The sequence below is a fragment of the Rubrivirga sp. genome (assembly GCF_049648075.1).
Lineage (GTDB): Bacteria > Bacteroidota > Rhodothermia > Rhodothermales > Rubricoccaceae > Rubrivirga.
The window spans coordinates 1-1,662 of sequence record NZ_JBARYR010000478.1; the positions used below are offsets into that span (position 1 = coordinate 1).

The following is a 1,662-nucleotide window of genomic DNA, read 5'->3' on the forward strand; positions in this document are numbered from 1 at the left end:
GCAGAACACGGCGCAAACCCCTCCTGGTGCGGTTCAAGATTTCAGAAGAAACTTCATTGCCGCCGCCAAGCTCGGCCATCACGTTGATAACGCCCTTCCGGTTCGCCGCGCCCATGGCCGTGCGTGCTGTGCTCTTCAGACCGCCTCCGCTTGTAAAAACCCACGCGTAGGGCAGATCGAATGCACGCTGCAGTTGTAGCAATGCCCGGGTTTCATCTGCACTATGCCCTTGCCCTCTTAGTAAAGTCGGCGGGTAAAAAAGCGAACTTCCACCTGAATGCAAATCAACCGAGTAGTCGGCCAAGGGCATCAGGACCTCTTCGACATAATGCGCGATCATGTCTGTGGGGCCGCCTGTAGCGTTGCCGGGAAACATGCGGTTGAGGTTCCCGTTGTCGATGGGAGAGACCCGCAGGCCCGCCTCGGCTGCTGGACCATTGACCATAGGCAACAGGACCAAACGTCCGCGTATATCTTCGGCTAAAAGCGTGCGAGCAAGGTCCGACACGGCGATCTGCCCTTCGTATTCGTCGCCATGATTGCCAGCCATGATCACGAGCGTGGGGCCATCGTCATTTTTGATGCAGGTAATCGGGATCGGTATCCAGCCATACGCCGAACGATGTACGGAATGAGGGATTCGCAGGTATCCCGATTGTTTGCCGGTCGCCTCAAGATCAATTTCGGATATCACTGATGTGCCCGTCAACCGCACGTTCTCCAACCCTCATTTCGGCAAATGCCGAAGTGATGTTGGGCTAGGCCGGGCTATGGAGCTAGTCAAGCTGCAATAGTTCGGGCAATACCGAATTATGGATCAAGCCGGTGCTATCGACGCCTTCGCAGCCCTTGCGCAACCAACGCGGTTGGACGCCTTCCGCCTGCTTGTCAGGGTCGGTCCGGAAGGGCTCCCCGCGTTGGAGATTTCACGACAGTTGGGCACCAAACCGTCAACGTTGTCGGGCCACCTGTCCATTCTCAAACGCGCTGGCGTTCTCACGGCGACCCGTTATCAACGTGAAATTCACTATTCTGCCAATCTTGGTAGCGTAAACGCGCTCGTCCAGTTTTTGATCGCAGATTGCTGCGGTGGACGGCTGGAGAACTGCCCGGAGATTATTACGTTGCCGAAGTCTGCTTAAGATCAACGATCCAGAATTCAAACAGGTCTGATCGACTATTGATCCTATCCGGAACTTTGACCTCGAGATATGTGAACGTGGAAATGCCACGGACCGAATTTAGCTGGTTGAATCCGACCGACTACATTCTTTCTGGCATGCGTTTTCAGACGGTACGGAAAGTTAGAAGCAAACCTATGCGGGTGCGAACTGTAGGTGGCCCAAACCAGCACTCGCGGCCATTAACTGCCGTTCGCATGTAGAACCCGGAAGCACCAAAGCGGTCATTCAACGTCGCTCAGCGATTTGTGCTCTACCTCTTTCGAGCGGCTTACGCAGCAGGCTCGTGATCCAATCGTGGAAACCTTCTATGCGGGCGGGGACGTTACGGCGGCGGGCGTAGAGTAGCGAGAGCTGCATGGTTGGCGCTTGGAGGTCTGGCAGCAGTCGGACCAGTTCTCCCGACTGCAGCATGTCTTTCGCGTCGAAGGCCGGAATCTGGACGATGCCGAGGCCTGCGCGAGCGGCGGAGATGTAGCTT

The 1,662-nt window shown here is 56.0% G+C and carries 3 protein-coding genes; 1 reads left to right on the top strand and 2 read right to left on the bottom strand.

From position 1 onward, the window contains the following. Window positions 1-694 (bottom strand): succinylglutamate desuccinylase/aspartoacylase family protein (locus WBA11_RS13560; protein ID WP_424521206.1); only part of this gene is annotated, 694 nt, incomplete at its 3' end. Between the two features lie 118 nt (window positions 695-812). On the opposite strand from WBA11_RS13560, the gene WBA11_RS13565 reads away from it, so the two are divergent. Then, window positions 813-1,142, top strand: coding sequence for an ArsR/SmtB family transcription factor (locus WBA11_RS13565; protein ID WP_424521207.1), 330 nt, complete (start codon window positions 813-815; stop codon window positions 1,140-1,142). A 267-nt stretch (window positions 1,143-1,409) separates the two neighbouring features. On the opposite strand, the gene WBA11_RS13570 is transcribed toward WBA11_RS13565, so the two are convergent. Next, window positions 1,410-1,662: LysR substrate-binding domain-containing protein (locus WBA11_RS13570; protein WP_424521208.1), on the bottom strand; the 253-nt coding region annotated here is incomplete at its 5' end.

Excerpts from the sequence above, each read along its gene's own strand:
- WBA11_RS13565 (WP_424521207.1), top strand. The coding sequence starts at position 813 with ATGGATCAAGCCGGTGCTATCGACGCCTTCGCAGCCCTTGCGCAACCA.